Below are 19593 nucleotides of genomic sequence, written 5' to 3'. Positions count from 1 at the left end.
TCGTCAGTGCGATCTCGGCATTCGGAGGAGATCGCGCACCTGGATGTCATCTGAGCGGCCGCGCAAGCCAGGAATATCGCCAGTATCAGTCCATTGCCGGCAGTTCTTCCTTGAACCTTGCGGCTTGCAGTGCCAAATCTGAGGAAATTTTCTAACGGGCTGATATGCGCCGCCCGCTTACAGGCAAACGGACACTATGGTCACCTATCTCGACGCCGCCACGGCACCCCTCAGGAATACCGGCCAGATCCGCCTCTACGGCGAAGAAGGATTTGCCGGCATGCGCAAGGCCTGCGATCTCACCGCGCGCTGCCTTGATGAACTGGTGCCGATGGTCCAGCCGGGTGTCACCACCGAGACCATCGACCGTTTCGTCTTCGAATTCGGCATGGACCAAGGCGCGCTACCGGCGACGCTCAACTACCGCGGCTACACCAAATCGTCCTGCACCTCGATCAACCACGTCGTTTGCCACGGCATTCCAGACAACAAGCCGTTGAAGGATGGCGACATCGTCAACATCGATGTCACCTACATCCTCGACGGCTGGCACGGCGATTCCTCGCGCATGTATCCCGTCGGCACCATCAAGCGCGCCGCCGAACGCCTGCTCGAAGTCACCCACGAGTGCCTGATGCGCGGCATCGCGGCGGTCCGGCCCGGCGCCCGCACCGGCGCCATCGGCGCCGCCATCCAGACCTATGCCGAGGCAGAGCGCTGCTCGGTGGTGCGCGATTTCTGCGGCCACGGCGTTGGCCAGCTGTTCCACGACGCACCCAACATCCTGCACTATGGCACCGCCTCGGATGGCGTCGAGATGCGGCCGGGCATGATCTTCACCATCGAGCCCATGATCAATCTTGGCCGGCCGCATGTGAAAGTGCTGTCGGACGGCTGGACGGCGGTGACGCGCGACCGCTCGCTGTCGGCGCAGTACGAACACACGATCGGCGTCACCGAAACTGGCTGCGAGATTTTCACCCTGTCGCCAAACAAGCTCGACCGCCCCGGCCTGCCGCCGGTCAGCTGAAAACAAGATCGCCTCAAGCCGCAGCTTTGAGGCGCCGTCGCCGAAAAAACTCGACCGCGCGCTGCTTACCGCTCTAATCTGCCGTCGAAGCCTTCGGGGAGTGTGGGGGATGGGTGGGGAACAGCGGTGACGACGAACGGGGGTTCTTCTCCGAGCGGTGGCTTGAACCACCGGCGAAGGACAAGGCACCAACAGACAAATCGATGGAGAAGCCACACTATCACGGCCATCGCGACCGTTTGCGCGAGCGCTTCGTTGCCGGCGGCGCAGACGCCCTGCCCGACTACGAACTTCTCGAACTGCTGCTGTTTCGCCTGATCCCGCGCGTCGACACCAAGCCGATCGCCAAGGCGCTTTTGGCGCGCTTCGGCACTTTTGGCGAAGTGCTTGGCGCACCGGTGGCGCTGCTGCAGGAGGTGAAGGGCATCGGCCCCGCCGTGGCGGTCGACCTGAAGGTGATTGCCGCTGCCGCGCAGCGCATGGCGCGGACCGAGGTTCGCGACCGCGAGGTGCTGTCCAACTGGACGCAGCTTCTTGCGTACTGCCGCTCGGCGATGGCGTTCGAGAACCGCGAACATTTCCGCATCCTGTTCCTCGACAAGAAGAACGTGCTGATCGCCGACGAGGTACAGCAGGTGGGCACCGTGGACCACACGCCGGTCTATCCGCGCGAAGTGATCAAGCGCGCGCTCGAACTGTCGGCCAGCGCCGTCATCCTGGTGCATAATCACCCATCAGGTGATCCGACACCATCGCGTGCGGACATCGAAATGACCAAGCAGATCATCGACAGCGCCAAGCCGCTCGGCATCGCCGTCCACGACCACATCATCATCGGCAAGAAAGGCAACGCCTCGATGAAGGGCCTGCTGCTGATCTGAGCCTGATGGGCGCCGGTGCCGTCATCCCAAACGCCACCGCTCGCGAGCCAATCAGCAACATTCCGGCTTGGCTCAAACGCCCACGCTTGCGGTGTAGAAGTGATGATGCGACGGAAGCGCCCGCTTCGGCGACAATGTCGTAGACTCGCGAATACGAAGCAGCCAGTTCCCGTCAGCCATTGCAGGAGATCTATTCAATGACGCTCGAATGCATAAATCCAAATGATCTGCCGATTCCGGAAATGTACTCCCAGGTCGTCGTTGCGACAGGAAGCAAGCTGGTGTTCGTCTCGGGCCAGCAGCCAGAAGACATACACGGCAAGCTCGTTGGCCATGGTGATTTCGCAGTCCAGGCGCGCCTGGCGTTCGGGAATCTCAGCCGAGCGCTTGCTGCCGCCGGCGCTCGGCCCGAGCAAGTCTGCAAGATCACGATCTACATCGTCGATTACAAACGCGACGAACACGTGCCGATCATCGAAGCGGCCCAGGTCGAGCTGTTCGGCGATCACAAGCCAGCAAACGTAGTGGTCGGGATAGCGGTGATGTCTCCCGGCTACCTGATAGAGATCGATGCGATCGCGGTCATCGACCCGTAGGCCAAGCGAGGACGCGTCAAGTCGCCCAAACCAATCCCGGAGCTCGCTGCGAGATTGCCACGACCTTGATCTCTCCATCCATCCACGATCACATCGTCATCGGCAGGAATTGCGATGTCTCGATGAAGAGCCTGCTGCTCACCTGATCAACGTCGGAAACAGGAAACACGCAATGCCCCAGCCCGGCGACGAACCATGGCCGTTCGACAAGCAACGCGCAGCCCTTCTGGTCATCGACATGCAAAGCGACTTTGTCGATGAGGGCGCCGTCATGGAAGTGGCCATTGCCCGCCATCGCATTCCGGCGATGCGGCAGGTGGTCGAGCTTTGCCGCGCGCAAGGCGTCCCGGTTATCTACACCCAGCATGTGCTCAGCGACCATTTCGATATCTCGCCGCTGGAAACCGGCTATCAGCCGAAGCTGAAAACCAAAGGAATGCGGGAAGGCAGCGCCGGCGCCGAAATCGTCGCCGCGCTTGCGCCCTTGCCTGGGGATGTCGTCATCAAGAAGCACCGCTACGATGCCTTCCACAACACGCAGCTCGAGACCGTGTTGCGCAACATCCGTGGCGCAGGCCGGGTCGACACGGTGATCATCATCGGCACCGTGACCAGCATCTGCTGCGAATCCACCGCGCGGAGCGCCTTCATGCGCGACTACAAGGTGGTTTCATCAGCGACGCCAATGGCGGACTGGACGAGGCATCGCACAATGCAACCCTCGACATCATAGGCAAGGTGTTCGGGCGCGTGATGACGGTTGCCGAGCTTGGGAACCTGTTGCGGAGTTGAACCCCAGCGTCAGCTGGCGTGCGTCTCAAGCTCCGGCGCCGAGCCTGCCCTCAAGAAGGTCGCGCCGCTGCTGCAATTCGCCGGAGACGAATTTGGTGAAGGCGTGGACGCGCGCCGTGCGGCGCAAATCGTCGTGCACCAGCACCCACAGCGCCGAGCCGATCTCCTCGATCAGCCCTCCGACCCTTACAAGCCCGGGCAGGCTGTCGCCGAGATAACAGGGCAGCGCCGCAACCCCGATTCCGGCGCCCGCCGCATGCGACATCGTCACCAGGGAATCGGCGCGCATGGCGATCTCGACATCGGGCAGCGACGACCGCATCCAGCGGGCGACGCCGGTGTTGGCCAGGCTGTCGTCGGGCGCGATCCAGCGCAGCGCACCCAATCTCGGCTCCGGGGGTAGCGTTTCGGCATAGGAACGTGTCGCGTAGGCGGCGAAGGCGACGCCCGAAATGCGCCGGCCGACCAGGATTTCCTGCGGTTGCGACACCGGCCTGATCGCCACGTCTGCATCCCTTTGCGTCAGGTTGGCGATGGAATTCTGCGTCATCGCCTCGACCCGTATGCCGGGATGGAGCTTATGAAACGCCGCCAGGATCGGCGGCAGCACCGACGCCATCAGCGTATCGGTGGTGGTGACCCGCAACCTGCCTTCGAACCTGAGATCCTGCCCCGACAGTTTGCGCGCCAGTTCATTGACCGTCTCGGCCATTGTGCGTGCCGCGCCCAGCAGTTCCTCGCCGCCCGCGGTGAGGGCATAGCCAGTCGGCAGCCGATCGAAAAGGCGGATACCCAGCCGCGCCTCGAAGGCGTTGACGCGCCGCAGCACAGTCGTGTGGTTCACGCCCAGGATCCGAGCCGCCGCCGCCAGCGAAGCGCCATCGGCGACGGCCAGCACCATGCGCAGATCTTCCCAGTCGATATCGCGTGAGCTGTGCATTCTTGCAGAAAGATAAAAGAAAGCGCTGCGCTCCGCGAGTCAAAATGACGCTTCGCTGTGCAAAAACGCAGAGCAAGCGGGCGAATCGGCATGTCGATCTGCGCATGCACGCACGCCATATGGAGTCCGACGACAAAAGAAACAGTCGCGGAGAAGAGCCATGACGCCGATAGAACTCTACACCTGCCAGACACCCAACGGGCACAAGGCCTCGATCATGCTGGAAGAGGTCGGCCTGCCCTACTCGGTCCGCTTGGTCGACATCGAAAGGGGCGACCAGACCAAGCCTGATTTCCTGGCGCTCAATCCCAACAACAAGATCCCGGTGATCGTCGACCGGGACGCCGGCCGCACGGTCTTCGAATCCGGCGCCATCCTACACTACCTGGCGCGACGGTCGGGCAAGCTTCAGCCGGTGGGCGCGCAGGAGGCGGACGATACGCTGACCTGGACCTTGTTCCAGGCGGCCCATGTCGGCCCGACGCTTGGCCAATTGTGGAATTACAAAATCTTCGCGCCGGAAAGAATCCCTTACGTGATCGAGCGTTTTGAGCGCGAAACCGGACGTGTCTTCCGCGTTCTCGATAGCCGGCTAAAGCACCATGAGCACATTGTCGGCAAAAGCTACGGCATCGCCGATGTGATGACATGGCCATGGATCGACGCGGCCGTCACCAGGCTCGGCCTCAGCCTCGATGACGCGCCAGACCTGGCGCGTTGGTATGCGGCCATAGGCCGACGCTCCGCAGTTGTCAGAGGCATTGCCGTTCCCGCCCTGCCCGAAGCATCGGCTGCCGCTTAGATCATGATGAGATTTGGTTGAAATCTCATCATGATCTAACCCTTTGTTGGAGCATGATCTTTTCCAAAAACCGGCACCCACTTTTTGGGATCATGCCCTAGCAGCCGCACCCCGCATTCAAGGAATACGATCGTGGAAATCCTCTTCATCCCTCTGGCGCTTGTCGCCGGTGGCCTGCTCGCAGTGCAGGCTGGCGCCAACGCCCAACTTTCAAAGGCGGTCGGCTCACCCTTTGCCGCGACCACGCTTCAGCTCGCGGTCGGCGCCATCGTGCTGTTGTCGATCACGGCCCTCACCGGAACGACACCGGCTCTGCTTGCCGTTCGGCAAGCCGAATGGTGGCATGCGATCGGCGGCATGGCTTCGGCCTTCTACGTCGTTTCGACCATTCTTCTGTTCCCTCGCCTTGGCGCCGTCGTGTCCGTCGGGCTCTTCATCGCTGGGCAGATGCTTGCATCCATCGCCCTCGACACGTTCGGCTGGCTCGGGATCCCCGAAGCCGGACTGCGAGCCGGGCCTGCCTTCGGCATGCTCGTCTTGCTTGCCGGGGCTGCCCTCATCGTTCTGGGACAGAAGGGCGCGGCCGACAATACCGCATCCTCAAGACCAGGGTGGATCGGACTGGCGCTGCTGGCAGGCGCCGTGCTTCCGGTGCAAGGCGCTGTAAACGCCTTGCTTCGGCACGACCTTGGCGTGCGCGCCGTTTGCGGTCGGCACCATCTCGTTCCTGGTGGCGATGCTGGCCATGGCCGCGGTGCTTCTGATCGCGCTTGCCCTGACGAAGACGCCCCGCCCTCGCCTCGCCGGCCTGTCGTCGATGCCCTGGTGGGGCTGGCTCGGAGGTTTTGCCGGCGCCACCTATGTCACGACCGTGTTCACCGCCATCCCCGTCATCGGAGCGGCAGCTGCCGTCAGCCTGACGGTGGCCGGCCAGCAGGTCGCCGGCATCTTCGTCGACACCTTCGGCTGGTTCCGCCTGCCGCAGCGGCTTGTCTCCGGCATGCGGCTCGCCGGCGTCGTGCTGCTTTTGGCCGGGTGCATCATCATCAAGGCGCTTTGATCCCGCTGGAACAAGGCAAGCCGAATCAAACCAGCCCCTGCCCTCCCTGATTTGGGGGGTCAGGTGTCGCTCCGGCGTCACCAACGAAGCAAGGTCCGGGCGCCGCAGAAGCAATTTTTCGCTCCTTCCACAACCGGCTCTAGAATTTCGATCGCAAATCACGCATGATGCACTTGGTATTTTCCCGGGACGGCTTCGCGCCCCCTGAAATACCGGGAGGAACGGGACATGCCCATAGTGGTTGTACTCGTTTTGATCGTCGTGGGCTCGGTGTTGTTCCACTTCCTGAGCCCATGGTGGTGGACTCCGATTGCCTCGAATTGGGACTATATCGACAACACCATCATCATCACCTTTTGGATTACCGGCGTCGTCTTCGCCGCAGTCGTCCTATTCATGGCCTATTGCGTTTTCCGCTTCCGTCACCGCGAAGGCAACCAGGCGGCCTACGAACCGGAGAACAAGCGGCTCGAATGGTGGCTGACGATCGTCACCGGAGTGGGTGTTACCGCCATGCTGGTTCCCGGCCTGTTTGTCTGGAGCCGGTTCGTCAACGTTCCAAGCGACGCAACCGTGGTCGAAGTCGTCGGCCAGCAATGGCAGTGGAGCTTCCGCTTGCCCGGCAAGGACGGCAAACTCGGCACATCCGACACCCGCGACGTCACCGCTGAAAATCCGCTGGGCGTGATCGCCAAGGATTCCAGCGGCCAGGACGACGTCGTGGTCGAAGCGGCCGACCTGCATCTGCCGGTCGGCAAGCCGGTCAAGATGCTGCTGCGCTCGATCGATGTGTTGCACGATTTCTACGTTCCGGAATTCCGCGCCAAGATGGACATGATACCGGGCTCGGTCACCTATTTCTGGTTCACCCCCACCAAGACCGGGACCTTCCAGGTTCTGTGCGCCGAACTGTGCGGCCAGGGGCACCCGATGATGCATGGCATCGTCATGGTCGATACCGAGCAGGACTATGTGGCCTGGCTCGACCAGCAGCAGACGTTCGCGCAGTTGTCGGCGCCGCAGCAGACGGGCTCGGTGGAACAGGCGCCGGGCAACGCGACGGCGTCAGCTCTAGAAGTTGCGGCAAAACTCGAAACTGTCGGGTCCCGCTGAAGGGCACGGAGGTGCTCCGCCTATGGTCGATATCACGCCTGTAGATGCCGTCCCGCCCGCCGAAGTCGCGGAAATGGAGCTTTACCATCCGCACAGCTGGTGGACGAAGTATGTCTTCTCGCAGGACGCCAAGGTAATCGCCATCCAGTATTCGGCGACCGCAACGGCCATCGGCCTGGTCGCGCTGGTGCTGTCCTGGCTGATGCGGCTGCAGCTCGGCTTCCCCGGCACGTTCGATTTCATCACCCCCGAGGCCTACTACCAGTTCATCACCATGCACGGCATGATCATGGTGATCTACCTGCTCACCGCACTCTTCCTCGGCGGCTTCGGCAACTACCTGATCCCGCTGATGGTCGGCGCCCGCGACATGGTCTTTCCCTATATCAACATGCTGAGCTACTGGATCTACCTCCTTGCCGTGCTGGTGCTGGTGTCGAGCTTCTTTGCGCCCGGCGGACCGACCGGCGCCGGGTGGACGCTCTATCCGCCGCAAGCCATCATGACCGGCACACCTGGCGGCCAGGAATGGGGCATCATCCTGATGCTCGTCTCGCTGATCCTGTTCATCATCGGCTTCACCATGGGCGGTCTGAACTATGTCGTGACGGTGCTGCAGGCCCGCACGCGCGGCATGACGATGATGCGCCTGCCGCTGACCGTCTGGGGCATCTTCACCGCCACCGTCATGGCGCTGCTCGCGTTCCCGGCGCTGTTCGTCGCCTGCGTGATGATGCTGCTTGACCGAGCGCTCGGAACCTCCTTCTTCATGCCCGCGGTCGTCGAGATGGGGGAACAGCTACAGCACAATGGCGGCAGCCCGATCCTGTTCCAGCATCTGTTCTGGTTCTTCGGCCACCCGGAAGTCTACATCGTGGCGCTGCCAGCCTTCGGCATCGTCTCCGATCTTATCAGCACGCATGCGCGCAAGAACATTTTTGGCTACCGGATGATGGTCTGGGCAATCGTTGGCATCGGCGCGCTGAGCTTCGTGGTCTGGGCGCACCACATGTATGTCAGCGGCATGCACCCCTATTTCGGCTTCTTCTTCGCCACCACGACACTGATCATCGCCATCCCGACGGCGATCAAGGTCTACAATTGGGTGCTGACGCTGTGGCGGGGCGACATCCATCTCACCATACCGATGCTGTTTGCCATGGCTTTCATCGTCACCTTCGTCAATGGCGGGTTGACCGGGCTGTTTCTCGGCAACGTCGTCGTCGACGTCCCGCTGTCGGACACGATGTTCGTCGTCGCTCACTTCCATATGGTCATGGGTGTTGCTCCGATCGTCGTCATCTTCGGCGCGATCTACCACTGGTACCCGAAGGTCACCGGCCGGATGCTGGACGAGACGCTCGGCCGGTTCCATTTCTGGGTCACATTCCTCGGCGCCTACCTGATCTTCTTTCCCATGCATTACATCGGCCTGATGGGCGTGCCGCGGCGCTATGCCGAACTGACCGACGTGACGGTCATGACGGAGTCGGCGCATCACCTGAACTCGTTCATCAGCATCATGGCGTTTATCGTCGGCTTCGCCCAGATCGTTTTCCTGTTCAATCTTATCTGGAGCATCCGCCATGGGCGCGAGGCCGGTGGCAATCCATGGCGAGCCACGACACTCGAATGGCAAACGCCGCAGACGCCACCGGCGCATGGCAACTTCGGCAAGGATCTGCCGATCGTCTATCGCTGGGCCTATGACTACAGCGTGCCGGGCGCCAAGGAGGACTTCATTCCGCAAAACATGCCGGGCACGTTCGGCCCCTCCAGGGAGCCGGCATGAGCGTCATCCTGGTCTTCCTTCTCGTGATCGCCGGCTTTGCCGGCTGGTGGCTCTCGCATCAGCGGCTGATGGCGAAACCATGGCTCGAGCAAGGTGTGGCAGGAGATTTTGTCGCCTTCGACCGATCGAGCCTGCCGACCGCCAAGATTGGCCTCGGTGTCTTCCTCGCCGTGGTCGGCTGCCTGTTTGCGCTGTTCACCAGCGCCTACTTCATGCGTATGGCGCTGTCGGACTGGCAGCCGCTGCCCATCCCACGCCTGCTCTGGCTCAACACCGGCATGCTGGTGCTGAGCAGCGTTGCGCTGCAATGCGCCTCGATCGCGGCGCGCAAGCGCCAGATGGACACGGTCAGGCTCGGCCTTGCCGCGGCTGGGCTCACCGCGATCGCCTTCCTCATCGGGCAGCTCATGGCATGGCGGGACCTGACCGCCGATGGCTATTTTCTGGCCTCCAATCCGGCCAACAGTTTTTTCTACCTGATAACCGGGATGCACGGCCTGCATATAGTGGGAGGGCTGGTGGGCCTGGGCAGGACAACCGCCGGCGCCTGGAACGGGGCACGGCCGGAACGGCTTCGCCTCAGCGTCGAATTATGCGCCATGTACTGGCATTTCCTGCTTTTCGTCTGGCTCGCCATCTTCGCTCTTTTAGCCGGCTGGGCCGCGACGTTCATCGATATTTGCCGGCAGTTGCTGACCTAGGAGGTCGAGGAGCATGGCAGAAACGACACTGACGCATACCGGCCAAACGGAGACGCGGCCCGCAGGCTGGCAAGGCATCGCCGCCGATTGGTCCTCGGATCAGCGCGCGTTCAAGAACGTGTCCTGGGGCAAGGCCATGATGTGGATCTTCCTGCTCAGCGACACCTTCATCTTCGGCTGCTTCCTGCTCTCCTACATGACCGCGCGCGTCTCCACACGTGTGCCGTGGCCCAATCCGAGCGAGGTCTTTGCGCTTCGCATCGGCGGTTCGGACATTCCACTGATCCTGATCGCCATCATGACCTTCGTGCTGATATCGAGCAGCGGAACGATGGCCATGGCGGTCAATTTTGGCTATCGCCGCGACCGCCGCAAAACCGCAATCCTCATGCTTCTGACGGCAGCGCTAGGAGCCACCTTCGTCGGCATGCAAGCCTTCGAATGGACCAAGCTGATTACCGAAGGCGTACGGCCGTGGGGCAATCCCTGGGGCGCGGCACAATTCGGCTCGACTTTCTTCATGATCACCGGCTTCCACGGCACGCATGTGACGATCGGGGTGATCTTCCTCATCATCGTGGCGCGAAAGGTCTGGCGTGGAGACTACGACGTCGGTCGTCCCGGCTTCTTCACCAGCCGCAGGGGTCGCTACGAGAACGTCGAAATCATGGGGCTCTACTGGCATTTCGTCGACCTGGTCTGGGTGTTTATTTTCGCATTCTTCTATCTTTGGTGAGAGGCTGACATGGCTGAAGCAACCGCAAACGGCCTCGGGCAACACGCGCTGCACTCTGATCATGCGCATGAAGGGCCACCGACCGGCGTCGCGGAGGTTCATCAGGAACATCCGATCAAGCTCTATCTGGTGGTCTGGGCATGGCTGTTCATCCTCAGCGCCTGCTCCTACATGGTCGATTATCTCGGCATCCACGGCTATCTCAGATGGTCTCTGATCCTGATCTTCATGATCCTCAAGGCCGGGCTGATCGTCGCCGTGTTCATGCACATGGCTTGGGAGCGGCTGGCGCTGACCTATGCGATCATCCTGCCGCCGCTTCTGATATTGGTGTTCGTGGCGATGATGCTCTTCGAAGCGGACTACACGCTTCTCACCCGGTTGTCCTTCTTCGGACCGGGGCCCTGACGCACAGCTTCATCTCCGGTCAAAGACCGGAGATGAAGCTTCCCATCAGCTGATCTGCAGGGTCAGAGGCCGACCCGCGTCGGGGACGATGGCGGCTCCACAACCTTGCGGTAGACATGCCAGGTGGCGTGACCCAGGATCGGCAGCACGACCGCCAGCCCGGCAAACACCGGCAGCGAGCCTATGATCAGGGCAACGGCGACAATCAGTCCCCAGACAGCCATGGGGATCGGGTTCGCCAGCACCGCTCGCACCGATGTGTGGATGGCTTCGTAGGCGCCGACGTCGCGGTCGAGCAGCAATGGGAAGGCGACAACCGTCGTGCACAACACCACCGCGGCGAAGACGAAGCCGATGGCGTGCCCCAGGACAATCAGAGACCAGCCGCGTCCGGTGGCAAATATTTCATTGATGAAGCCCGAAATCGATACAGGCGGAGCCGGGCCGAAGAGATATTCGTAGAACACCTGCGCCGCCAAAAGCCAGGCGATGAAGATTGCAACCAGCATGATCCCGACTGCGGCGATGGCTGGCAGGGCCGGAGAATTCCTGACCTCGAAAGCGTGCGTCCAGGAGGTGTCGAGCCCGGCTTCTCGTCTGCGGCTGATCTCATAGAGGCCGATCGCCGCGAATGGACCTATCAGCGCAAAGCCGGACACCAGCGGAAACAACATCGGCAACGCATTGGCGCCCGAAGTCCAGGCAGCGAGCACCACGCCGACAAGCGGATAGATCAGGCAGAGAAAGACGATGTGCGACGGTTTGACCATAAAATCGTCAACACCGCGCTTGAGCGCATCGAAAAGATCGGAAACGCTGATTTTTCGGATTTTGGTGTGTTCCAGCGTTTCGCTGGCGCCTGCAATCACGTGAAAACTTGTCATGCCCGTTCCTCCAGACCAGGTCCGGCAAGGTCGCGGTTTCACGGTGCTGCCGTTCTGCATGACTGGCCACGCGAACCGCGACCTGCACCGCAATCAATATACTCCATTGACTGGAGCTTGTCGCCCGTTCTTACAAAAGGCTCCCGGAAGGCGAGGTTTCCGAACACAGCGTCATGCCGTCACCCTCCGGCTGACATGAACGCGCGTATCGCGATGGTATCGGCAAGCAGCACGGCAAAGATCGCGAAAAGATAGAAGATCGAATAGGCAAACAGCGCCTTGGCCGGCTTCATCTCCTTGTCGAGGACGACCAGGGCGTTCCAGGCATGCCAGATGAAACCCGAGCCCAATGCAGCCGAAACAATCCCATAGACCCCGCTCGTGAATCCGAACGCCCAGGGCAGCACGCCGATTGGTGCCAGGAGCAGTGAATAGGCGAAGATCTGCCTTCTGGTCGAGGCCTGGCCGGCCACGTTCGGCATCATCGGGATGCCGGCAGCGGCATAGTCGCCGGCCTTGAACAGTGCGAGCGCCCAGAAATGCGGCGGCGTCCACAGGAAAATGATCAGGAACAGGATCAGGCTTTCAATGCCGATGGCGCCGGTGGCCGCTGCCCAGCCGATCATCGGAGGAAGCGCACCCGCCGCGCCGCCGATGACGATGTTCTGCGGCGTCGAGCGCTTCAGCCACATCGTATAGATGACGACGTAGAAAAAGATGGTGAAGGCCAGCAGTGACGCGGCAAGCCAGCCCACCAGCACGCCGAGCGTCATGACCGAAACTGCGGAAAGCACCAGGCCGAAGCCGAGCGCTTCGCCCGCCGTGACGCGGCCCGACGGAACCGGCCGCTTTGACGTGCGCGACATCAGCGCGTCGATGTCGGCGTCGTACCACATGTTGAGCGCGCCGGCCGCTCCCGCTCCAACCGCAATCGCACCTATGGCGATCACGGCGATGACCGGGTTCATCGCGCCGGGCGCCACCATCAGACCGACGAAGGCGGTAAAGACGGCAAGGGCCATGACCCGAGGCTTCAAGAGCGCAAAGAAATCACTGGCCGTCGCTTCCGAGAGGCGGACGCCGGTATCCTTGAGGCTTTCCTTGACCGACATTTGAGACGACCATCGATGGAAACCGGGCAGCCTAGAGCAATTCCAGGAAAAGTGTATGCGGTTTTCCGTCCGGAATTGCGTAAGAACAAAGAGATCGAGCGGATCGCCGTTTCCGTGAAACGGTGAAACGCTCTGGCCGGCCGAAGAGCCAGGTTACGGGGAAAATTGCTTCAGATAGGCGATGACGTTGGCGACGTCCTCGTCCTTCTTGAGGCCGGGAAACGCCATCTTCGTCCCTTTGACCATTGCCTTGGGGTCGTGAAGATACGTCGTCAGTGTCGGCTCATCCCATTTGACGCCGGATGTGCCGGCCGCGATCATGGCTTCGGAATATTTAAAATCCGGATGCGTGCCGGCCGTCCGGCCGATAACGCCATGCAAAGAAGGGCCTATCTTGTTGGTGTCTTGGTCTGCGACGTGGCAGACCTTGCATTTGGTGAAGACCTTCTCGCCCGCCGCGGCGTCCTGTGCCCGCGATGGATTGGCGATGAAAGTTGCAACGGAAACGACGGCGAAAAACGCAACCAAGCGCATGGCATTCCTCCCTGATCGTCAAATTTGCCTGAGACGGTCTGCACATGCCGGTAGCACCAGCATGCGCCCTGCACGGCAGAATAGATTCTCCGCTCCTCCCCAGATGGAATTGCGGCACTTGTGTACCACAGAATCTGGCCGGTAGGTAGAACAGGTCGACCGTACAAAGGTTCAGGTGGGCTGCGGTGGCTCAAGGCACATCCGCCACAACGAAAAAGGCCGCCTCGAGGGCGGCCTTTTCTGATCTTGTCGTCAGGCGCTTATTCGGCGTCCTTGGCGGCCTTCTTTTTCGGGGCTGCCTTCTTCTTCGGCTCTTCCGCGTCGTCGGCCTTTTCAGCCTTGTCGGCCTTCTTGGCAGCGGCCTTCTTCGCCGGCTTGGCCTTGGCTGTATCGCCCTCTTCGTCGTCAGCCATCAGCTCTTCCTTGCTGACCTTGACGTCGGTGACCGAGATCTGGCTGAGCAGATGGTCGACGACCTTCTCCTCGAACATCGGCGCGCGCAGCGTGTTCAGGGCTTCCGGATTGCTGCGATAGAACTCGAAGGCTTCCTGCTGCTGGTTGGCCGGGTAGCGGCGCACCTGCTCGAACAGGCCGCGCTGCAGTTCCTCGTCGGAAACGGTGACGCCGGCCTTCTCGCCGATCTCGGCCAAAACCAGGCCGAGACGCACGCGGCGCTCGGCAAGCCGCAGATATTCGGCGCGTGCCTCTTCTTCCGTCGTCTCCTCGTCGGCGAAGGTACGGCCGGCGGCTTCGAGATCGCGGTTGACCTGGGTCCAGATGTTGTTGAACTCGGCATCGACGAGCTTCGACGGCGCCTCGAACGAATAGGCCGCGTCAAGCTGGTCAAGCAGCTGGCGCTTGACCTTCTGGCGGGTCATCGAACCGAACTGGTTCTCGATCTGGCCGCGCACCACGTCGCGCAGGCGCTCCAGCGATTCCAGGCCGAGGTTCTTGGCCATTTCGTCGTTGATTTCCAGCGCGCCGGGCTTGGACACTTCCTTGACGGTGACGTCGAAGGTGGCTTCCTTGCCGGCCAGATGCGCTGCCTGGTAGTTTTCCGGGAAAGTGACCGTGACCTGCTTCTCGTCGCCGGCCTTGGCGCCGATCAGTTGGTCCTCGAAGCCCGGAATGAATTCCTTGGACCCCAGAACCAGCGGCTGGTCGGTGCCGGCGCCGCCGGAAAAGGCCTCGCCGTCGATCTTGCCGACATAGTCGATCGAAACGCGATCGCCTTCGGCGGCCTTGCCGGTCTTCGGCTCGAAGCTTCGCGCCGATTCGGCAACGCGCTGGACCTGCTCGTCGATCTCGCTGTCCGGCACTTCGAATACCTGGCGCGTCACCTTGATGTCGGAGAAATCCTTGATCTCGATCGCCGGGATGACCTCGTAGTTGAGGCGGAATTCGAAGTCGGCGCCGCCGGCCAGGATCTTCTCGGCCTCTTTCTCGTCTTCCGTCATGATCACTTCAGGCTGCATGGCGGCCTTTTCGCCGCGCCCCGTGATGATCGAACGGGTCGAATCGTTGAGGATTTCGTTGACCACTTCGGCCATGAACGACTTGCCGTAGACCTTGCGCAAATGCTGCACAGGCACCTTGCCGGGACGGAAGCCGTTGATGCGGACCTTGTTCCTGGCGTCGGACAGCCGCGCCATCAGCTTGGCTTCCATATCACCGGCCGGCACGGTGATCTTGATCTCGCGCTTGAGACCGGAGTTGAGCGTTTCGGTGACCTGCATCGTAAAACCTTTATCTTCACCAAAGAGGCTGCCACGGCGTCTTGCCGTTCACAGCCTGCCGGTACAATCTTGCCGGGAATGGCTTTTGGTACGGAACCTGGCGATTTGACCGAAATTACGGCTCAAATTGTTCCAAACTGCGTTCCAAGATGTGAATAAGTTCTTGTTTTTCCTACTTCTTATCACATTCTGCAGAAGCGGATCGGCGCGTCCCGTCACATTTGACACGCCTTTTGTCACAGGCGAGGCCAATTTTCAACCATCTTCGCGTTGCAGCGAATGACCGCCCCAACGGCAGACATTTTCGCCCCGACATTGACAGAATGATGGCTACATGGGATTGCCGACAAATGCGGATGTGGCGGAACTGGTAGACGCCCTGGATTTAGGTTCCAGTGCCGAAAGGCGTGGGGGTTCGAGTCCCTTCATCCGCACCACCCTTCGCTCTATCGAGCTTCGGGTGGCAGGCCACCCAGGAGCTTGATAAAGCGAAGGGTGTCCTCCGAAGCCGTGGCGTAGGAGGACTGGCGGCGACGGCCTACACTTCAAACACTTGACCGGTAAACCACTCCGCCAATTTCGCCAGCTCCGGCCCCAGCACCCGGTCGGCGTCGACCGGGGGCACGATCTTCCTGATATCCGCGACAAAATCCTGCAATGCCGGCGGCGCGGCGCGTTCAGTCACGTACAGGGCCTGCGAGGCGATCATGGCCAGCATCGCCATTGCCGCATCGAGGCAGCGGCCGGCCGTCGCTTCCTTGGTCCAGGCGAAGAATGCGGTGGTGGCGACGTCGTCCTGGCCGGCGCCGGCCGATTCGGTGCCCGGAATGAAGGTGCGCTGCGCCGCGAGTTTGGCCTGTTCGAGATAGCCGGTGATCGCCATCGGCACATAGCCGACATTGCCGTGCCCGTCGCTGTCGGCCCAATGCCGCCCGGTCATCAACAGGTCGGGCAGCAGCGACACCTTGCCGTTCAGCAGCTTTGAGGCGTGGCGGTCGCAGAGCAGGCAGAGATCGGCCCAGATCGCCGCCAGATCGTCGAGCGCCGGCGTCGCCATGGCATTGTGATAGCCGCCGGCCGAGATGCAGCGCCCCAGCGGGTGCGCCGCGTCGGGCGGGATATAGACTGGATTGTCCGAGATCGAGGCCAGCGATACGGTCGCCGCCTGCTCGGCGCCGGCCAGCGCCCGATGCGCATGGCCGAGCACACGCGGCACGATGCGGTAGCTGACCGGCGCCTGATAATTGCGCCGTCCATCCCCTGCGCCGACCAGAAACTGCCGCAACCCTTGCAAGGCGGCCGCTTCGTGTTCGTCGCCCCAGAGCCCGTCGAGCGCTGCATCATAATGCTCGAGCGGCGCACGAAACGCTTCGATCGACAGCGCGAACACCTTGTGCGCCATGGCGAGGCGACGACGCGCGGCAAGTGCTGCGTCCGCCACCAGTGCCGCCGCGCAGGGCGAGCCGTTGATCAGCGAACCGCGCTCCTTCACCTCAAGCTCAAGGCTGGCGGTAAGCGCAGCAAACAGCGGATAGAGCGCCAGGATCTCGCCGGCGCCACCCTGCCCTTGCGACGGCACCACCGGCATCGGGCCGCCGTCGAGCATCGCCGCGACCGCCCGTGCGATGCGCGGCGTGGTCGCGGCATTGCCTTCGATAAAGTTGGTCAGCCGCGCCAACACGATCGCCCTTACGACGCGCTCAGGCAATGGCTCACCGAACGATGTGGCGGCAGCAAAAGCCTTGATGCGCGCATGGCGGTCGCGCTCGTCAAGTTCGAGCTTGCGGCTTGCCAGCTCGCCCATCGCGGTGGTGACGCCGTAGATGACCGGCGGCGGATCGGACTCAATGAGTTTCAGGAACGAGGCGCGGCATTCGGCAATGCGTTGCAAGGCCTTGTCGCCGATTTCGACCGTGTCGTTTCTCCAGGCGACGCGCAAAACGGCATCGAGATTGATATCTTCGCGCGTCGTCACCGTAATCGGCATTGTCTTCGCCCGTCTGGTTTGCATGAGGGCGAAGCGATCGATCGTTGCCGAAATCCATGCCCTGGGTAATGTCTTCTAGTAGAGCGGTTCCTCAAACAATGTCTTGTCGCCGTCCATCAGCGCCTTGATCTGTGCCTGGCCACTGGCGGCGAGCGCGATGCGCACGCCGAATGGCCGCACCCGCATGTCGTTCTGGATCGCCATGCCCTGGCCCTCAGGTAGGTAGAAGCGGTCGATGCCGTATTGCGGTGCGATCGTGGATTCAGGATCAAGCGTCCAGCCCGGCGCGACCTGGCCGACAATATCGGCTTCGTCGGCGGTCGCCGGCGTCGGAGCCTTGCCGAACCAGGCCGTGGTCGCATGCCAATAGCCGTCGGCACCCGGCTTCAGCCGGACCACGATCGGCGTGTTCTCGCTCACGAGCTGGCCGGCCGGGATGTTGGCGATCAGCTTCACCGGCAAGCGCGATATTTCATAGCCGAGGATAATATAGTCGCCGCGCAGCAGATCGCGCGGATCGACCGGCTCGACTTTCAGCAAGACCTCCTTGCCGTTGCGCAGGATCGCCGCGCGGCCGGCGATGATCCAGCTCAGGAAGCCGATCTGGACGAGCGCCAGGACCAGCGCCGAGATGACAAGTTTCTTTCCCGACATCATGCTGCCGCTCCTTCCGGGGCCTTCATGCGTTTTTCCACACGGATGATGACGAGAGCCAGGATGCCGAACAGCACTGCGGCAGCCAGGAAGAAGCCGGCCGTGCCGAGCATCGTCTGCAAGGTCACGACATAGATAATGGCGAGCTCGAAGGCAAAGCCGGCATAGGCAACCCAGCGCAGCCCCCTGCTCTCGCGCCCGCCCAGCATGATCGCCGCGGCAATGCCGGCCAGTGCGATGACCGACGCAATGGCAAAGCCGTTGCTGAAGGCGTTGTCATCGCCCAGTTCGATCTGCATCATCGCCAGCCCGGTGAGAAAGCCGATCAAGGCGTGCAAAGGCAACCGCCCGCCGAGTTGCAAGATCCGGTCGGCCGGCCCAGCGGCGAAGATCGAAACCGCAAACAGCAGCGCCGACACCACGACGAGAGGAATAGCCACGGCGAGCGTGTTCTGGTCCAGGCCGCGCACCGCGATATAGAAAATGACCGAGAGAATGATCAGGTGGCGTGCCGGCTGGCTGCGCGTCCACAACGAGACGACAAAAAGCACCGGCGCCATGATAACGAAGAAATCCGGAAATACGGGGCGGTCATAAAAGTCGAACGCGCGCACGAACAGCCAGGCAACGGATATGCCGACGGCAGCGACCGTCAGCGGGTTCGAGCGCAACGCCACCGCGGCTAATGCCGTGCCGATGCCCCAGGTGACGATGGCCGAGGCTTCGTCACCCGTGAGATGGTACATCTGGCCGATCAGCGCGATCGATCCGCCGAAGGCCGCGGCGGCCACGATCCACAGCGCCTCGCCGATCGCCGCATGGTCGCGCATCTTCAACACCGCGCCGCCGACATAGCCGGCGAGAATGACGGCAAACAGTGCCGCGACCCGCACCAGCCGCGGGATGGCGTCCCAGTTGGCGGCGACGAAGAGCAGGATCGCGGCGCCGAACAGCAGCGCCGCCATCATGGCCAATATAGTGCCGAAGCTCAGCGATTTGCGCTCGTTTGCGTCGATGTCGCGCTTAAGCGCATCGGCCGTCTTCGCGTCGATCAGGCCAGCCTGCAGCCACCGCCCGATATCGGCCCTCGCCCGCGACGAATAGCTCGCCATGCCGCTTCTCCCCCACCTTGGTCTTTCTGACAGCCGATCCGCTCAAATCGTTGACGCAACGTCATTTTCCGATTCGGGTTTCTTCATGACGAAGCCGCGAACGCGCGTTAATGTTGCATTGCACAATTTGCATTGCTGCCATGCGCCAACAGCACTTTTAAATCGATATAACCCAGCCTATTTACTGTTCGTACACAAACGGAATGATCCGAAGAAAGACGAAACGAGCACTACCATGAACCTGATCCGCAACTACCGCAACTGGCGCCGCTACCGGGACACCGTCTCCGAGCTGAGCCGCCTGTCGAACCGTGAACTGACCGACCTCGGCATCAGCCGCAGCGACATCCACTACGTCGCCCGCAAGGCGGTCTAATCCTCTTCGGATCGCAAATGGTCCGAACCAGTTTTGAAAAAGAGAACGACAATGAACCTGATCCGCAACTATCGTAACTGGCGCGTTTACCGCGACACCGTTACCGAGCTGGGTCGCCTTTCGAACCGTCAGCTCCATGATCTCGGCATCGTCCGTGACGAGATCAAGATCATCGCCCGCAGGGCGACGATCTAACCAGAATTTCGCCAGGGTCGACCTCCTCCCCGACCCTGACGGATACGGTCAGCCTTCACCTCCTCCCGAGGGTTGACCACCAAAACGGCGCCCGCCGCACCTCCTCCCGCGGCGGGCGCTGTTTCCAAAGCGAACGCAGTTCGTCTTTCCGA

At 61.7% G+C, this 19593-nt stretch carries 22 protein-coding genes, 1 tRNA gene and 1 pseudogene; 15 read left to right on the top strand and 9 right to left on the bottom strand.

The window, feature by feature from the left end:
* Positions 1–196: 196 nt before the first annotated feature.
* From map to NKI32_RS06495, 4 genes are all read left to right on the top strand, one after another.
* Positions 197–1030: a type I methionyl aminopeptidase gene (gene map / locus NKI32_RS06510; protein ID WP_353002304.1), complete on the top strand. Its 834-nt coding sequence runs from the start codon at positions 197–199 to the stop codon at positions 1028–1030.
* 113 nt (positions 1031–1143) lie between these two features.
* Positions 1144–1911 (top strand): RadC family protein, encoded by a 768-nt coding sequence (gene radC / locus NKI32_RS06505; RefSeq protein ID WP_353002302.1) that lies wholly within the window; start codon positions 1144–1146, stop codon positions 1909–1911.
* A gap of 197 nt (positions 1912–2108) precedes the next feature.
* The gene (locus tag NKI32_RS06500; RefSeq protein WP_352511694.1) at positions 2109–2507 is read left to right on the top strand and encodes a RidA family protein; all 399 of its coding nucleotides are present in this window, start codon (positions 2109–2111) and stop codon (positions 2505–2507) included.
* 172 nt (positions 2508–2679) lie between these two features.
* Entirely contained in the window at positions 2680–3240 is a 561-nt protein-coding gene (locus tag NKI32_RS06495) for an isochorismatase family protein (protein ID WP_352511696.1), read from the top strand.
* A gap of 84 nt (positions 3241–3324) precedes the next feature.
* Here NKI32_RS06495 and NKI32_RS06490 read toward each other — a convergent pair whose 3' ends face one another.
* Entirely contained in the window at positions 3325–4239 is a 915-nt protein-coding gene (locus NKI32_RS06490; protein ID WP_023667658.1) for a LysR family transcriptional regulator, read from the bottom strand.
* 160 nt (positions 4240–4399) lie between these two features.
* Here NKI32_RS06490 and NKI32_RS06485 point away from each other — a divergent pair, with 160 nt between their 5' ends.
* Positions 4400–5041 (top strand): glutathione S-transferase family protein, encoded by a 642-nt coding sequence (locus tag NKI32_RS06485; protein WP_352511697.1) that lies wholly within the window; start codon positions 4400–4402, stop codon positions 5039–5041.
* Between the two features lie 132 nt (positions 5042–5173).
* Positions 5174–5587, top strand: a pseudogene (locus NKI32_RS06480) (DMT family transporter); the annotation flags it as partial.
* A 54-nt stretch (positions 5588–5641) separates the two neighbouring features.
* On the opposite strand, the gene NKI32_RS06475 reads toward NKI32_RS06480, so the two are convergent.
* Positions 5642–5788, bottom strand: coding sequence for a hypothetical protein (locus NKI32_RS06475; RefSeq protein ID WP_353002300.1), 147 nt, complete (start codon positions 5786–5788; stop codon positions 5642–5644).
* Between NKI32_RS06475 and NKI32_RS06470 the strand changes: the two genes are divergently transcribed.
* From NKI32_RS06470 to NKI32_RS06445, 6 genes are all read left to right on the top strand, one after another.
* The gene (locus NKI32_RS06470) at positions 5787–6101 is read left to right on the top strand and encodes a DMT family transporter (RefSeq protein ID WP_353002298.1); all 315 of its coding nucleotides are present in this window, start codon (positions 5787–5789) and stop codon (positions 6099–6101) included. The genes NKI32_RS06475 and NKI32_RS06470 overlap by 2 nt on opposite strands.
* A 228-nt stretch (positions 6102–6329) precedes the next feature.
* Positions 6330–7214 (top strand): cytochrome c oxidase subunit II, encoded by an 885-nt coding sequence (locus NKI32_RS06465; protein WP_353002296.1) that lies wholly within the window; start codon positions 6330–6332, stop codon positions 7212–7214.
* Between the two features lie 22 nt (positions 7215–7236).
* The gene (gene ctaD, locus NKI32_RS06460; protein ID WP_353002294.1) at positions 7237–9006 is read left to right on the top strand and encodes a cytochrome c oxidase subunit I; all 1770 of its coding nucleotides are present in this window, start codon (positions 7237–7239) and stop codon (positions 9004–9006) included.
* Entirely contained in the window at positions 9003–9707 is a 705-nt protein-coding gene (locus tag NKI32_RS06455) for a cytochrome c oxidase subunit 3 (RefSeq protein ID WP_023688233.1), read from the top strand. Before ctaD ends, NKI32_RS06455 begins: the two co-directional genes overlap by 4 nt.
* A gap of 13 nt (positions 9708–9720) precedes the next feature.
* Positions 9721–10443 (top strand): heme-copper oxidase subunit III family protein, encoded by a 723-nt coding sequence (locus tag NKI32_RS06450; RefSeq protein WP_023667664.1) that lies wholly within the window; start codon positions 9721–9723, stop codon positions 10441–10443.
* Positions 10444–10452: 9 nt separating this feature from the next.
* Positions 10453–10851 carry a cytochrome C oxidase subunit IV family protein gene (locus NKI32_RS06445; protein ID WP_023733688.1) on the top strand — a complete coding sequence of 133 codons (399 nt, stop codon included), beginning with the start codon at positions 10453–10455 and terminating at the stop codon, positions 10849–10851.
* A gap of 62 nt (positions 10852–10913) precedes the next feature.
* Here NKI32_RS06445 and NKI32_RS06440 read toward each other — a convergent pair whose 3' ends face one another.
* From NKI32_RS06440 to tig, 4 genes are all read right to left on the bottom strand, one after another.
* Entirely contained in the window at positions 10914–11735 is an 822-nt protein-coding gene (locus tag NKI32_RS06440) for a DUF2189 domain-containing protein (RefSeq protein WP_023667666.1), read from the bottom strand.
* A gap of 179 nt (positions 11736–11914) precedes the next feature.
* Positions 11915–12847 carry a heme o synthase gene (locus tag NKI32_RS06435; protein WP_353002291.1) on the bottom strand — a complete coding sequence of 311 codons (933 nt, stop codon included), beginning with the start codon at positions 12845–12847 and terminating at the stop codon, positions 11915–11917.
* Between the two features lie 153 nt (positions 12848–13000).
* Complete coding sequence (locus tag NKI32_RS06430) at positions 13001–13381, bottom strand: c-type cytochrome (protein WP_023667668.1); 381 nt, start codon at positions 13379–13381, stop codon at positions 13001–13003.
* Positions 13382–13641: 260 nt separating this feature from the next.
* A complete protein-coding gene (gene tig, locus NKI32_RS06425) occupies positions 13642–15117 on the bottom strand; it encodes a trigger factor (protein ID WP_023681635.1) in 1476 nt (491 codons plus the stop codon).
* Positions 15118–15469: 352 nt separating this feature from the next.
* On the opposite strand from tig, the gene NKI32_RS06420 reads away from it, so the two are divergent.
* A tRNA-Leu gene (locus NKI32_RS06420) sits at positions 15470–15554 on the top strand.
* Positions 15555–15655: 101 nt separating this feature from the next.
* On the opposite strand, the gene NKI32_RS06415 is transcribed toward NKI32_RS06420, so the two are convergent.
* From NKI32_RS06415 to NKI32_RS06405, 3 genes are all read right to left on the bottom strand, one after another.
* On the bottom strand, positions 15656–17104 hold the full coding sequence (locus tag NKI32_RS06415) for an aromatic amino acid lyase (RefSeq protein ID WP_353002289.1): 1449 nt from the start codon (positions 17102–17104) through the stop codon (positions 15656–15658).
* 75 nt (positions 17105–17179) lie between these two features.
* Positions 17180–17761, bottom strand: a complete 582-nt coding sequence (locus tag NKI32_RS06410; protein ID WP_023697610.1) for a GDYXXLXY domain-containing protein — start codon at positions 17759–17761, stop codon at positions 17180–17182.
* Positions 17758–18870, bottom strand: a complete 1113-nt coding sequence (locus NKI32_RS06405) for a DUF2157 domain-containing protein (RefSeq protein WP_353002287.1) — start codon at positions 18868–18870, stop codon at positions 17758–17760. The genes NKI32_RS06410 and NKI32_RS06405 overlap by 4 nt, the downstream gene beginning before the upstream one ends.
* A 235-nt stretch (positions 18871–19105) precedes the next feature.
* Here NKI32_RS06405 and NKI32_RS06400 point away from each other — a divergent pair, with 235 nt between their 5' ends.
* Both NKI32_RS06400 and NKI32_RS06395 read left to right on the top strand, forming a co-directional pair.
* A complete protein-coding gene (locus NKI32_RS06400) occupies positions 19106–19246 on the top strand; it encodes a DUF1127 domain-containing protein (protein WP_006335194.1) in 141 nt (46 codons plus the stop codon).
* A gap of 51 nt (positions 19247–19297) precedes the next feature.
* Entirely contained in the window at positions 19298–19441 is a 144-nt protein-coding gene (locus tag NKI32_RS06395) for a DUF1127 domain-containing protein (protein ID WP_023667673.1), read from the top strand.
* The last annotated feature ends 152 nt before the right edge of the window (positions 19442–19593 follow it).

This window comes from Mesorhizobium sp. M0761, assembly GCF_040320205.1.
In the GTDB taxonomy this organism is placed as follows: Bacteria; Pseudomonadota; Alphaproteobacteria; order Rhizobiales; family Rhizobiaceae; genus Mesorhizobium.
Note: the sequence above shows the minus strand (reverse complement) of the source record. Positions and strands in the feature narration are given on the sequence as shown.